The following is a 12,593-nucleotide window of genomic DNA, read 5'->3' as shown; positions in this document are numbered from 1 at the left end:
TACAAGAGGCACCGGCTAGATGCCGGTGCCCTGTTTCGACTTGGTGGCTGCAACGAGTTTTATGCCCCAACTGCGCAGCTTTTCAAACCCCGCAAGGCAAATCAGCACTGCTGCTATTGCGGCACAAACTCCCCACAGTCCCAAAGATTGGTGTTCGGCAAAGCAAGTCCAGATAAATTGCCCCACACATAAAGCGGCCACGAACAAAAGCGTCGGCTTGCGGCCGATCAGCTCGACGATGAAAACCCCGAGGGGGGCTCCTAAGGCCACCACCGGGGCCGCGGCTAACCAATTATCGTAGACGCCGGGCTGCCAGCTGTCGGTAGCGCTTTTTAATATAACGCCATAAAGCGAGTTAAATGCCATGATTACCACGGATGTAGGAATGGCAATCTTCAAATCAGCGCGACACAAAAGCACCAGTGCGGCGTAGATTACCATGTCGATTCCCACCCCGGTAATGGCCACCGCAAGGGCGCTGGCGGCAAAGCCTAGCGCAAAGCCGACTTTGATATCCCACTTTTCGTTGAAGTCTGTCATCCCTGTATGGCTAGCTATTTCCTGGATGCGATAAAGATGCAGCAATCCGAAGCTGCCCCACAGTACAGCGAAGGTCAGCTTGATCCATAAGTCCGCAAACAAAGGTGCGAGGAAAAAGATGCCCAGTGGGGTACCCAACAAAGCTCCTGCAGTCGCGCCTTTAAGTAGCGACCAGGCCAAAGGTTGACGGCGCGCAAAGATAAAAATGCTGGCGCTGACCATACCGATAGACTGCACAGCGAAGCTAAAGTCCCGGCCCAAACTTGCCGGTAGGTCAAAAAAGAGCACCAGTACCGGAAATCCCACAGTGCCTCCTCCCATGGGGGTGGAGCCTGCGGCATAGCTGCCAATTGCCATTGCCAGCGCTATGGGCCAGTGGGCTTTGGCCGTTTCCCAAGCGCCCTCGGCTTGGATTAACCAGAACCAGGCCAGATAAAAAATTGCCAGCCAGAGAAACCAGACCCACAGCCGGGGTTTGGGTTTTGGTTTGATGGACATAGAGGGAGGTGACTCCGGTGTGCTTTGCGTCGTGATCAGTCTTATTCGGGGGCTATGATACGTTATATTGGTAGTTAGCACACGGCGCTACTGGATTTCAGGGGCGCTGAACCTCTAAACTGTTTGGCACATTAATCATTAAAAAGAGGGTGGTATGGCTGACCCCGTAAAACCAGCAGATTACCGCAGCCTCGGATGCGATGAGTGCGCCTGTGGCCAAGCCTTGGGGTTCGATTTCTCCATGGCGTTTCAGCCGATTGTGGATCTTCAGCTAAGAGAGGTCGTCGGTTACGAGGCTTTGTGTCGCGGTGTCAATGGTGAGTCTGCCGCTTCGGTGATCGCGCGGGTTGATCAAAGCAATCTCTATCGCTTTGATCAGACCTGCAGGGTGAAAGCGATTGAGTTGGCGGCAAAGCTCAATTTAAAAGGCTATTTGAGTATTAACTTTTTACCCAACGCGGTCTATCGCCCCGAACTTTGTATTCGCACCACCCTCGCGGCTGCCAGGCGGCATGGGTTTCCGGTAGAGCGTATTATGTTCGAGATTACCGAAGTGGAGCAGGTGGGGGACTCCGCACACTTGCGCACCATTGTCGATTATTACCAACGCACCGGTTTTATCACGGCGTTGGATGATTTCGGCGCGGGCTATGCGGGGCTGAACTTGCTCTCGAGCTTTCACCCGGATGTGGTTAAGCTCGATCGTGAGCTGATCAGCAATATCGACCAGTCGGAAGTAAAGCAAATTATTTTGCGCCACCTGCTGGCGATGTGCGACGAGCTGGATATTCTTATACTGGCAGAGGGGGTCGAGAAGCGCGAAGAGCTGGAGATACTCTTGAGTATGGGAGTAAAACGCTTCCAGGGGTACTTATTTGCCAAGCCCGGTTTTGAGTGCTTACCAGAGGTGAGCTGGCCGTAGGGGGGGCGCCAGCTGCTGTTAAATTTACAAGACGGTTTCTGTCCTTTGCGCCTTTTCGGGGCGCTCTAATCTTCAATTGCCTTTTCTGTGCCCTGTTTTTGTGTGACCAGCCCTCGAAATTACCCGTTTTATTCATTGGAACAACCTTTGCGTAGCGACTAGTATCAGTGAGAAATTACTGATTCACACACCGTTGTTTACGCAGGGGATTTATGACGCAGTACTGGCAGCAACTGATGAGCGAGGCGCAGCAGATGCGGCGTCAACTTCACAGCGAGCCTGAGCTCGGATGGCAGGAGACAGATACCGCCGCTGCTATCCGTCAGCAGCTTGATGCATTGTCCATACCTTGGCGTGCCTGCGCTAATACAGGTACTCTGGCTAGACTCAATCCTGAAGGTAAAGGTAAGCACATAGCGCTGCGCGGTGACATAGACGCGCTGCCAATCAACGAACAAACATCCAGCCCCTGGAAGTCCAACCGCGCAGGTTGCATGCACGCCTGCGGTCACGATGGCCATACAGCCGCTCTGCTCGCAAGTGCCGGTTGGTTGAAACACGTCGAGTCTCAATTAGACGGCCCGGTCACCTTGGTGTTTCAGCCCGCAGAGGAGGGCGGCCATGGTGCGCGCGAAATGATTAACGATGGCGCACTTGAGAGTGTGGACTGTATTTACGGCTGGCACAATTGGCCGGCTATTGAGTTTGGCAAACTGCTGTGCCCAGATGGCATTGTTATGTGCGGTAACGGCACTTTTGAGATCGAGCTGCAGGGCGTGGGTGGACACGCCAGTCAGCCCGAGCTGTGCCGCGATCCAATACTGGCTGCCAGTGCGCTGGTTCAAGCTTTACAGCAAATCGTAAGCCGGCGTCTCGCACCGCAGCAAGCAACGGTAGTGAGCATAACTTCTATCGACGCTCACAGTGCCCCTACCGTGATTCCCGAGCGCGCCGTAATTGGCGGTAGTATCCGAGTATCCGACACCCAGGCCCGCGATCAGGTGAACCATTTAATCGAATCGATCAGTCACCAGGTGGCGGCCAGCTATGATGTTGGTTGCAAGGTTAAGATTATGCCTCGCTACCACGCCACTATTAATCATGCGTCTGCGGCGGCGAATGTCCGCAACGCTTGGACGGCACTCTATGACAAAGAGTCACTGGATTGCAAAAGTTTGGTGCCTATCATGGCATCGGAAGACTTTAGCTATTACCTGCGGGAAATTCCCGGCGCTTTTGCGCTGATCGGTGCTAATGATGGCGGAACTCATCATGGACATCCCTGCCACAGTCCCTATTACGATTTTAACGATCGGCTGCTAGAGCCGGTCACGCGGTTATACAGCCAACTTGTAGGAGCCCCTTTACCCGATTGATTGAAAACCCATAAAACACTGCGACACGCGTGACTTAGGAGAAAGCTATATGAGCATATTTGAACAGCGTGAGTCTGAGATTCGTGGCTATTGCCGCGTGTATCCCGTGGTTTTTGACACGGCCAGCAACGCCCGCCAGAAAGATGACCAAGGAAATGAGTATATCGATTTTTTTGCCGGCGCCGGGGTGCTGAATTTTGGCCATAACAACGAGCGCATGAAGCGAGCGGTTATTGAGTACATTGAGAGAGACGGGGTGACCCACCACCTGGATATGCATAGCACAGCGAAACAGACGTTCATGGAGAGCTTTACTAAAACCATCCTTGAGCCTCGCGGTATGCCCCATAAAATGCAGTTTATGGGCCCCACCGGCACGAATGCAGTCGAAGCTGCATTAAAAATTGCTCGCCGTGCTACCGGTCGCACTGACATTGTCTCATTTACCCACGGTTTTCACGGCATGACTTTAGGGGCTTTGGCTTGCACTGCTAACCAAGCGTTTCGTGGCGCTGCTGGGGTTCCCTTAACTCACGTGTCGCACTTTCCTTTCGGTGCTGATAAGCACACCAGCGATAACCCTCTAAGCGATGGCAAAGAGGTGATTGAACAGTTGCGCGCACTTTATCGTGACGGTTCCAGTGGCTTTTTACCGCCTGCGGCGTTTTTGGTCGAGACCATTCAGGCCGAAGGCGGGGTGAATGTGGCCGATAAAAAATGGCTGCAAGACTTGCAGGCATTGGCTCGCGAAGTTGGTGCTCTGTTGATTTTGGATGATATTCAAGCTGGATGTGGACGTACCGGTTCATTCTTTAGCTTTGACGATTATGATATCGATCCGGATGTAATTTGCCTGGCGAAAGGTTTGGGCGGTTGGGGCACGCCGATTGCTATGAACTTGGTCAAACCCGAGGTTGACAAACATTGGAATCCCGGCGAGCACACAGGCACCTTCCGCGGCCAGGCTCTAAGTTTCGTTGCTGGTAATGAAGCTATTGCTTATTTTGAAGATGAAAATTTCCTGCAGGGGGTTCGCGACAAAGGCGAGACCATGCTGAAAAAAGTATCGCCGCTGGAGAATAAGTTTGCCAAAGTGCAGGTGCGCGGGAAAGGCATGATGCTGGGGGTCGATGTCGGCTCCGGAGAAAATGCCAAAAAAATCGTCACTGAATGTTTTGCCGATGGTTTGCTAGTGGCCGCCTGCGGCTCGGGTGGTCGAGTGGTTAAACTGATTCCGCCGCTTACCATTCCCGAGGAAGATTTAGAGGCTGGTCTGGAAACCTTTGTGCGCCACGCAGAGAAAGTTATGGAGGCTGCCGCATGATCCAACGCGATGATATGACATTTCCATTTGAGGAGTACGAGCGTCGTTTGGGCGAGTTGCGTACTCGAATTGCCGAGCGCCATCTGGACGCGGTAGTGATCACCGATCCGGAAAATATTATGTATTTAACGGATTATCAGACCACCGGTTACTCGTTTTTTCAGGCTTTAGTAGTACCGCTAGAACAAGAGCCTTTTATGATCACCCGGGCCATGGAAGAGTCCAATATTTTTGCTCGTACCTGGGTCGAACGGACCCGGCCTTACCCAGATACTGGCGGCGCGATTCAAATGTTGGTGGATGCACTGCGCGAATTTGGCCTCGCTAATAAACGTATTGGTTACGAGCGTAACAGTTATTTCTTCCCTGCTTATCAGCAGGACTTTATTCACACAACTTTAACCGATGGCAAGCTTCTCGATTGCTTTGGCATTGTCGAAGAAGGGCGTGTGTGTAAGTCGCCGCTGGAAATTGACATTATGCGTAAAGCGGCCGTGGCTACCGAGAAAGGTATGCAGGCGGGTATTGAGGCCTGTATGGCAGGTGCCACCGAAAATGAAATTGGCGCTGCAATCAGTGCGGGCATGTTCCGCGCCGGCGGCGAGCCGCCAGCGGTTATGCCCTATGTTACCTCCGGCCCGCGTACCATGATCGGCCACGCCACCTGGGAGGGGCGCACGGTACAACCGGGTGAACACGTATTTTTGGAAGTGGGCGGCTGTTTTCGCCGCTATCACACCGCCATGATGCGCACGGTAGTGCTGGGTGATCTAACCGATTCGATGTACAAAGCGCAGGAAAAAATGAAGCAGGCGCTGACAGTCGTGCACGACTACTTTCAGCCGGGTATGACAGTGTCGGATGCGGATAATTTAATTCGCAACATCATTTCCGATAACGATGTAGGTGCACGTTTAATTACTCGCTCTGGCTATGCAATTGGCATCGCTTTTCCGCCCAGCTGGGATGAAGGTTACATGGTGAGCTTAAAGCAGGGTGAATCGACGGTGTTAAAAGAAGGCATGACCTTCCATATTATTCCCTGGATGTGGGGCGTGGATGGCGATAAGACCTGTGGTATCTCAGATACTATCCATATTACCTCTGAGGGCTGCGAGTCTTTCTTTACTATGGATCGCGATTTTACCGTAAAAGCCGATCAGGGCGCCGACGTTGCCAAGCTTGACGAGCACCGGAAAAAATCGGCAAAAGCCGATAAAAAAGCTAAGCAGGAGCAAGCCGAAGAATCCGAGAGTCAATCCTAGGAGGCAGTATGTTAACGGCAAATAATCCCTATACCGGAGCCACCATCGCAGAATACCCCTCGCTGAATGAACAGCAGATGGCAGAACAGATTGCCGCTGCAAAAGAGGCTTTTTCGGCCTGGCGCGACACAGGCTTTGCCGGCCGCGCCAAAGTGCTGAATGCGGTGGCGGCCGAGTTGCGCAGCCGCAAGGATCATCTGGCAAAACTGATGGCCCAGGAGATGGGGAAACCAGTGAAAGAAGGCGGACCGGAAGTCGAAAAAGCCGCCTGGTGCGCCGAGTTTTATGCGCAAAATGCAGAGAAGTTTTTGCAGCCTGATTATATCGATTCGGATGCATCCACGAGTTATGTTTGCTATCAGCCGCTCGGCACTTTGCTCGGTATTCTGCCCTGGAATGCGCCGCTTTGGTTGGCTTTTCGCTATTTGGCGCCGGCACTCATGGCGGGCAATACCTGCGTTATGAAGCACGATCCCAATGTGCCAGCCTGTGCTCAGGCAATAGCCGAGGCTTTTGTCGCGGCCGGAGCGCCGGAGAATATTATGGTGAATCTGCCCATCACCACCGAGCTGGCCGAGAGTGCGATTCGCCACCCGGATATTGCCGCTGTGTCTTTTACCGGTTCAGCCAATGCCGGCGCTAAGGTGGCGGCGGTAGCGGGCAGCGAAATTAAACACTGCGTGCTTGAGTTGGGCGGCTCCGACCCCTGTATTGTTATGGCCGATGCCGATTTAGCTACCGCCGCTGATATTGCTGTGTTGTCGCGCATAATCAACGCCGGGCAGTCGTGCATTGCGGCCAAACGAATATTGGTCGAGAAGTCGGTGTACAGTGAATTTACCGTGATGGTGGAAGAGCGGCTGGCCAAACTCAAGATGGGAGACCCCCAGTTGCCGGATACCGATATTGGCCCTATCGCCCGGGAAGACTTACGGCATAATCTGCACCGTCAGGTTGCCGACTCGGTGAGTAAAGGCGCCAGTTGTCTGTTGGGCGGCGAACTACCAGCGGGTGAAGGTTATTTTTATCCTCCGACCTTACTTGCCGATGTCCATCCAGAGATGCCAGCTTTTTGCGAAGAGACTTTTGGCCCGGTAATGGCTTTGACACCCGTTGCCGATATCGACGAAGCGCTCGCGCTTGCCAACCAAACCGAGTACGGCTTGGGAGCGGCTATTTGGACGGCGCAGGTCGATAAGGCCGAGCAATGGGCTGGCGTAATAGAAACCGGCCAAGTCGCCATTAACGGCATAGTGAAAACAGACCCGCGGCTGCCCAGTGGTGGCGTTAAGCGCTCGGGTTTTGGCCGCGAGCTAGGCCCCCATGGTATTCGTGAATTTGTTAACGCCAAACAGGTGTGGATGAAATAGAGCGCGAGTGCGGTTGACGGAGTACGGGAAAAGGACATTCTGTCCGTACCCCGTACCCCGTACCCCGTACCCCGTACCCCGTACCCCGTACCCCGTACCCCGTACCCCGTACCCTGCCTGCACTGTAACGGGTTACATGGACCCCAAAAGCTGCTAAGCTTGCGCCAGTTTTGATAACAACAATCGCAACATTTCGCGTAGCTACACTGGTGCCCTATGAATTTACTGCAGCGACTTTCCCTATTTTCTCTTTCGTTCTTCTGTGCCCAAGTCCTGGCGTTCGACAGCTTTATCACCCGCGATGGGCATCGTTTACTGGATGGTGATCAAGAGTTCCGTTTTGCCGGAATTCATGCCCCTGAGCTGCATCGCATTGAAGACGACGCGCGCGGTGTATGTGAAGCTGACCCCCGTGGCTGGGGCCAGTATTTTCGCTGGCCTACGGCCGACGAGCAGGAAAACTGGATCAAGGCGCTGGTAAGAAGCGGCCACAAAGCGATGCGGGTTTATGTCTTATCCATTGAGACGCCCTACGACGAGGCGTGTGGTCGCGAAACCCATATACTTGCACCCGCCGAGCCCGGCGGCATGCCGCGGCTAAACGAGGCTGCCATGGTGCATTACGATCGCATGATTGCACTGGCGGAGAAACACGGCTTGCGGTTGATTTTGCCGTTTATTGATCATTGGAAATGGTGGGGTGGGCGCGAGCAGCTAGCCGCGTTTTACGATGAAACGGCAGACGATTTTTACGCGACGGACAGTAAAACCTTCGCCGCCTATCACGCCATTGTTCGTCAGGTGATTAACCGCACTAACACTATCACCGGGCGACAGTATAAAGATGAAAAGGCCATTATGGCCTGGGAGACCGGCAACGAGCTAAAAGAATCAACAGAGCCATTTGTGCGTAAAACGGCGGCTTTGATTAAATCACTCGATAGCAATCATCTGGTGATTGATGGTACTTATTTGAAGATCAATCAGTTTTCCTTAACTGATCCCAACGTGGATATTATTTCTAACCACTTTTATACCACCAATGAGAACAACAACCCCGAACAGGTGCGCAAAGACTTACAGGCAATTGATGCACAGAAAGTGTATTTGATCGGTGAGTTCGGCTTGCGCGATGCCAAAGGCTTGAATGCGATCATGCAGGCGGCAGTAAACACCGAGCATAAAGGAGCACGTGCAGCGGGCGCGTTTATTTGGGGCTTTCGCGGACACCGCCACAATGGCGGTTTTTACTGGCATAAAGAATACACCGGCCATTACAGCTATCACCTGCCGGGTTTTCCCGAGGGCGAACCCAATGAAGAGCAAGCGGTGGTAGATTTAGTACGCAAGGCTCAGGCGCAAATGGCGGGCCTGGATGCGGCTGCGCCACTGCCCGCACCCGAACCTCCAGTTTTGCGCCCAATCGTCGACCCGCGCGAGCGCATCAACTTTATGGGTGCTCCTTTGGGACGCTATTACCGCATAGAGCGCGCTACGTCGGAAGCTGGCCCCTGGAAGGTCATTGCCGATAAAGTCTCCGACGGCATTCAAGAGTATCGCCCATTAGAGCAGGCAATATCTAAAGACACCTCTGAGCTGGTGCCGGGCGAAACCTATTATTACCGGGTAATTGCGAGTAACGAGAGTGGCGAGTCTGCCCCCTCCAATGTTCGCCAGGTGGTTTTGCCTTAAGCATTCTGCGCCGCTAGACTAGGCCGCTCGGATTGGGGCCTGAGCGGGTTTATGAATAAAGCGAATCTAAAAAGACTCATGTTAATGGCGGTGCTGGGTGCGGCCTTGGCCGGCTGCTCCAGTACACCTTCCTATGGCGATCTGCCCGAAACACTGAGTGTGCGCATTTTGCCTAATAGCAGCAAGCAGTTTATTTACCGTGTCGGGTTGTCACCGGAGATGGACCGCAAGGCCAATATCCGCCGTGGCCCCACACGCGCCCCCGATAAGCGGGACTATAAAAAACTTAAGGCGCGGACAGGATATGTGGTGGCGGCCACTGGCTACTGTCGCGATGGTTTTTTGGAGCTGGATTTTCGCCTGAGCAACTATGTGCAGTGGCTGCGCGGGGAGTGCCGCGAAGGGGCCAGCGCTGATGATATGCAAGCTTACGGTGATATCACCAGTCTGCCGTTGGACAATTTGCCGGAAGAATAATCCTATCTACTATCAGGTTCGCCCTGCTTAAGCTTTTTCGGTAGCGTCCCGCGCTTGCGGTATAATGCCGCCCCTTTCTTCCGGAGCTTTCGCCATGTCACTCGCCAGTTTGTACCTCAAACCGCAGATGGACCGCCGTCTCAAGCGTGGTCACTTGTGGATTTATAGCAATGAAGTGGATGTAAAACGCTCGCCGTTAAAAGCGCTTGAGCCGGGGTCGCAAGTTCAGGTGTTTAGTGCAAAAGAGCAGTTGTTGGGGGTGGCCCAGGTTAATCCTGCCAATTTAATCTGCGCCCGCTTGGTGAGCCGCACCGCCCAACCTCTGGCGTACGACCTTCTCTATCGGCGGCTGGAGCTGGCGCTGCAGTTGCGTCAACTCGCATTCAAAGAGCCATATTATCGTTTGGTGTACGGCGACAGTGATTGGTTGCCGGGGGTAGTGGTGGATCGTTTCGGTGATTACTTGATTGTGCAGATTGCCAGTGCGGGTATGGAGCAGTTAAAAGAGTCTCTGGTACAGGCGCTGGTAGATTTGCTTAGCCCTCGCGGGGTGTTGCTTGCCAATGATCATAGTGCCCGCGAGCTGGAAGGCTTAACCCGCTATACCCAGGTCGCTTATGGGGAAGTGCCCGCCGAAGTGGAGCTGGTGGAAAATGGAGCACGCTTTTTGGCGCCCGTGCAGACGGGACAAAAAACCGGCTGGTTTTACGATCACCGACAGGGACGTAAGCTGCTTAACCAGTGGGCCGGTGGGTCGCGGGTGTTGGATGTATTTTCTTATATTGGCGGTTGGGGCATTCAAACTGCGGTTGCCGGCGCGCGCGAGGTTGTCTGTGTCGATGCTTCCCAAGCGGCTACCGACCAGGTACTGCGCAATGCTGAGCTGAACCATGTAGCAGACACAGTGAGCGTGCGAACGGGGAAAGCCATTGATGTGCTCAAACAGCTAATTGCGGCGGGTGAAAAGTTCGATGCAGTGGTGCTCGACCCGCCAGCGTTTATCAAAAAGCGCAAGGACCAAAAGGCCGGCGAGGCAGCCTATCGGCATATTAATGAGCTGGGTTTAAAGCTGCTGAATCCGGGCGGGCTCTTGGTGTCGGCTTCCTGCTCTATGCATTTGGCTGAAGAGACCTTGCTGGATATTGTTCGGGGCAGTGCGCACAAGTTGGGTCGCGATGCGCGGGTGATTGCGCGTCAAGGGCAGGGCGCGGACCACCCGATTCATCCGGCTATTGCGGAGACTTGCTATCTGAAGGCGGTGTTTGCTCGGGTGTTTGCGCAATAAAATCTAATAAAATAGCCGTATCGGGCAGTTTGTTTTGTGCCACCTCTGCCAGCTGATCTTTAATGATGGCGTAAAGCTGCTCATCAGACATGCTCAGGCTGGCGTCGAATTGTCTTGTGCTAGCGAGTAAACCCTCTAGACCGCTGAGCAGGTTCTGTGGGTTCTGGCATAGATCCGCCGCAAAAACGCATTCGTTTTGCGCTAGCGTGTTCACTGCTGCTGCCATTGCCTCGCGCCACAGCATCAGGCGCCCCAGTGGGGGCAGCTGGTAGTAGGCTGAGCTTATACTCGAGTGTTTAGATCGCCAAAGGTTGGTTAGCGCTTCTAGATCGTCACACAGTATTTTCGATGTCAGAGCGAGCAAATCGCGCCGCCGGTTTTGTGGTCTTTGCTGCGGGCTGAGCGAATCTGTGCCCTGCTCGGTGGCGATAAAATCTTCGGCTTGCCGCTCGCCGTTTTCGCCGAATAATAAAAACTCCAACACATGCAGGCCCAGCAACGCCTCGCTGTCGTCGGTCAGCTGGTGCTGATCGGTTAAGGTCGCGCGATTAATAGGCGTCGAAAAGTCGTGCACTAAACCGCTGTAAGGATAGCCTGCGACTGCGTCGATAAAGCCGGGGGCAATAGGTTGGCTGTCAATGCGATTTATCTGCCCTGCCAATGGTGCAAATAAATCCGGGCTTACAGTTGCCAGTGAAAAGGCGGTGGCGTTCTCGATGACAGAGCCGTGCAATGCCAGCCAGGCTTGCTGAGTGGCGTGCAGGTTTTTCTCATCCGTTGCTCGCAGCAGTTGTTGTACCGCCTGGCTGAGTTGTGCGCATTGTAAGTTGCTATTATCGATGCTCTGCGCGGCGATTTGCCACAGCTGGTCACTTAGCTGTTCTGCGGCTGCGCTCTGTGCCTCAATGGAAGCACCGGTGCTAGCAGGGGCCGGCACCGGCTTTTGTTGCGGCTCACAACCGGCTATGAGTGCCAAAAGTGCAAACAACAATACTAAGCGCACGGGGTTATTCGCTCCGTAGGTCCAGCACGGGCCATTGGCGCTCGACGGCAATGGCCTCCAGTCGCTCGTCAGGGTTTACCGCCACTGGGTTGCTTACTTGTTCCAGCAAGGGCAAATCGTTGATCGAATCGCTGTAAAAGTAGCTGCCCGCAAGGGTGTGGGTAGAGTGTTGCAGCCACTGCTGTAAATTGATGACCTTGCCGTCACCAAAGCAGGGAGTTCCGAGGTAATTGCCCGTATAGCAATTGTCGATCACTTCGGGGTCGGTGGCGAGAATTTCGTCCACCCCTAAAAGCTCGGCAATAGGGCGGGTTATAAACCCGTTGGTGGCAGTAATGATCAGCAAGTAGTCACCGCGCTCGCGGTGTTGCTGCAGTAATCGCGTGGCGGCGGGCAGTAACAGCGGCTTAATCGCTTGTTCGAGATAGCGCTGATGGATTTTTTGCCACTCGGCGCTGGTTCGCTCGGGCAAGGGCGATAGTGCAAAGCGAAGGTAGGCGTCGATATCCAGTTGCGCCGCTTGGTAATCCTGGTAGAAACGATCGTTCTGCTGGCGGTAGCTGGCCTCGTCGACCAGCCCTTCAGCGATCAAAAACTCGCCCCACAGGTGGTCGCTGTCGCCGGCGATAAGGGTGTTGTCTAGGTCAAAAATGGCCAGTGCCACGGGCTGCCTCCGAATAAAAAGTGCGTAGCATAGCTTTGGCTTGGCCAAGCTGCCAGTGTCGCGGGCGAGATTTGCTATAGTGGCTTGCGCAAGGCCTCCAGATAGCAAAAGAGCGAATTGCTGTGCAATAAGGTTTTGTGGAACAATGCGGGGAGTTTTTCTCTGTGTGCCCACACC

11 protein-coding genes are annotated in these 12,593 nt (G+C 53.9%); 8 read left to right on the top strand and 3 right to left on the bottom strand.

Features of this window, described 5'->3' with window-relative positions; translation table 11 throughout:
* Positions 1-15 precede the first annotated feature (15 nt).
* Positions 16-1,038: a sulfite exporter TauE/SafE family protein gene (locus NHM04_RS07920; RefSeq protein WP_254266441.1), complete on the bottom strand. Its 1,023-nt coding sequence runs from the start codon at positions 1,036-1,038 to the stop codon at positions 16-18.
* Between the two features lie 154 nt (positions 1,039-1,192).
* On the opposite strand from NHM04_RS07920, the gene NHM04_RS07915 reads away from it, so the two are divergent.
* The 8 genes from NHM04_RS07915 (at position 1,193) to NHM04_RS07880 (ending at position 10,749) form a co-directional block, all read left to right on the top strand.
* Positions 1,193-1,960, top strand: a complete 768-nt coding sequence (locus NHM04_RS07915) for an EAL domain-containing protein (protein ID WP_254266440.1) — start codon at positions 1,193-1,195, stop codon at positions 1,958-1,960.
* A gap of 212 nt (positions 1,961-2,172) precedes the next feature.
* A complete protein-coding gene (gene doeB2 / locus NHM04_RS07910; RefSeq protein ID WP_254266439.1) occupies positions 2,173-3,336 on the top strand; it encodes a N(2)-acetyl-L-2,4-diaminobutanoate deacetylase DoeB2 in 1,164 nt (387 codons plus the stop codon).
* 49 nt (positions 3,337-3,385) lie between these two features.
* Positions 3,386-4,660 (top strand): aspartate aminotransferase family protein, encoded by a 1,275-nt coding sequence (locus NHM04_RS07905; protein WP_254266438.1) that lies wholly within the window; start codon positions 3,386-3,388, stop codon positions 4,658-4,660.
* Positions 4,657-5,925 (top strand): ectoine hydrolase, encoded by a 1,269-nt coding sequence (gene doeA, locus NHM04_RS07900; protein ID WP_254266437.1) that lies wholly within the window; start codon positions 4,657-4,659, stop codon positions 5,923-5,925. Before NHM04_RS07905 ends, doeA begins: the two co-directional genes overlap by 4 nt.
* 8 nt (positions 5,926-5,933) lie before the next feature.
* The gene (locus tag NHM04_RS07895; RefSeq protein WP_254266436.1) at positions 5,934-7,295 is read left to right on the top strand and encodes an NAD-dependent succinate-semialdehyde dehydrogenase; all 1,362 of its coding nucleotides are present in this window, start codon (positions 5,934-5,936) and stop codon (positions 7,293-7,295) included.
* A gap of 216 nt (positions 7,296-7,511) precedes the next feature.
* Positions 7,512-8,987, top strand: coding sequence for a cellulase family glycosylhydrolase (locus tag NHM04_RS07890; protein ID WP_254266435.1), 1,476 nt, complete (start codon positions 7,512-7,514; stop codon positions 8,985-8,987).
* Positions 8,988-9,038: 51 nt separating this feature from the next.
* Positions 9,039-9,464: a hypothetical protein gene (locus NHM04_RS07885; RefSeq protein WP_254266434.1), complete on the top strand. Its 426-nt coding sequence runs from the start codon at positions 9,039-9,041 to the stop codon at positions 9,462-9,464.
* A gap of 94 nt (positions 9,465-9,558) precedes the next feature.
* Entirely contained in the window at positions 9,559-10,749 is a 1,191-nt protein-coding gene (locus tag NHM04_RS07880) for a class I SAM-dependent rRNA methyltransferase (RefSeq protein WP_254266433.1), read from the top strand.
* Here the strand turns inward: NHM04_RS07880 and NHM04_RS07875 are convergent.
* Positions 10,694-11,752 carry an imelysin family protein gene (locus tag NHM04_RS07875; protein WP_254266432.1) on the bottom strand — a complete coding sequence of 353 codons (1,059 nt, stop codon included), beginning with the start codon at positions 11,750-11,752 and terminating at the stop codon, positions 10,694-10,696. The genes NHM04_RS07880 and NHM04_RS07875 overlap by 56 nt on opposite strands.
* A gap of 4 nt (positions 11,753-11,756) precedes the next feature.
* Entirely contained in the window at positions 11,757-12,416 is a 660-nt protein-coding gene (locus NHM04_RS07870) for an HAD family phosphatase (protein WP_254266431.1), read from the bottom strand.
* Between the last annotated feature and the right edge of the window lie 177 nt (positions 12,417-12,593).

Origin of the sequence: Gilvimarinus sp. DA14 (genome assembly GCF_024204685.1) — a bacterium.
In the GTDB taxonomy this organism is placed as follows: Bacteria; Pseudomonadota; Gammaproteobacteria; order Pseudomonadales; family Cellvibrionaceae; genus Gilvimarinus.
This window is presented reverse-complemented; position numbering and strand designations above follow the sequence as displayed.

What these genes read in the sequence shown, in the direction of transcription:
- NHM04_RS07895 (WP_254266436.1), top strand. Translation starts at nt 5,934, where the DNA reads ATGTTAACGGCAAATAATCCCTATACCGGAGCCACCATCGCAGAATAC.
- doeA (WP_254266437.1), top strand. Translation starts at nt 4,657, where the DNA reads ATGATCCAACGCGATGATATGACATTTCCATTTGAGGAGTACGAGCGT.
- NHM04_RS07915 (WP_254266440.1), top strand. Translation starts at nt 1,193, where the DNA reads ATGGCTGACCCCGTAAAACCAGCAGATTACCGCAGCCTCGGATGCGAT.
- NHM04_RS07880 (WP_254266433.1), top strand. Translation starts at nt 9,559, where the DNA reads ATGTCACTCGCCAGTTTGTACCTCAAACCGCAGATGGACCGCCGTCTC.
- doeB2 (WP_254266439.1), top strand. Translation starts at nt 2,173, where the DNA reads ATGACGCAGTACTGGCAGCAACTGATGAGCGAGGCGCAGCAGATGCGG.
- NHM04_RS07890 (WP_254266435.1), top strand. Translation starts at nt 7,512, where the DNA reads ATGAATTTACTGCAGCGACTTTCCCTATTTTCTCTTTCGTTCTTCTGT.
- NHM04_RS07885 (WP_254266434.1), top strand. Translation starts at nt 9,039, where the DNA reads ATGAATAAAGCGAATCTAAAAAGACTCATGTTAATGGCGGTGCTGGGT.
- NHM04_RS07920 (WP_254266441.1), bottom strand. Translation starts at nt 1,038, where the DNA reads ATGTCCATCAAACCAAAACCCAAACCCCGGCTGTGGGTCTGGTTTCTC.
- NHM04_RS07905 (WP_254266438.1), top strand. Translation starts at nt 3,386, where the DNA reads ATGAGCATATTTGAACAGCGTGAGTCTGAGATTCGTGGCTATTGCCGC.